Here is a 498-nt window from a genome sequence, read left to right as displayed (position 1 = left end):
TGTGCGATCTGGAGCCGTACTGGGAGGCGATCCGGAAGGTGTACGCCCCGTTCGAGTCCGGGCTCCCCGCCCCGACGGGCCGTGTCTACACGCACGAGATCCCGGGTGGGCAGCTGTCGAATCTGCGCCAGCAGGCCATCGCGTTGGGTCTGGGGGACCGGTTCGAGGATGTGGAGAAGGCGTACGCGGATGCGGACCGGTTGCTGGGCCGGTTGATCAAGGTGACGCCGTCGTCGAAGGTCGTGGGCGATCTGGCGTTGCACCTGGTGGGGGCGGGGGTGTCGATGGAGGACTTCGCGGCGGATCCGGGGAAGTTCGACATTCCCGATTCGGTGATCGGGTTCCTGCGCGGCGATCTGGGCACCCCGGCCGGTGGGTGGCCGGAACCGTTCCGCACCACCGCGTTGGCGGGGCGCGGCGCCGGGCGTGGGGAGGCGACGTTGACGACGCAGGACGAGGTGCTGCTCTCCGGCACCAGTGCGGAGCGGCGTGATCGGC

At 69.9% G+C, this 498-nt stretch carries 1 pseudogene; it reads left to right on the top strand.

Annotated features, from left to right (window positions below):
• Positions 1–498: pseudogene (locus RU01_RS21925) on the top strand (pyruvate carboxylase); the annotation flags it as partial.

It is taken from the genome of Rhodococcus sp. MEB064, from assembly GCF_000834565.1.
Lineage (GTDB): Bacteria > Actinomycetota > Actinomycetes > Mycobacteriales > Mycobacteriaceae > Rhodococcoides.
Note: the sequence above shows the minus strand (reverse complement) of the source record. Positions and strands in the feature narration are given on the sequence as shown.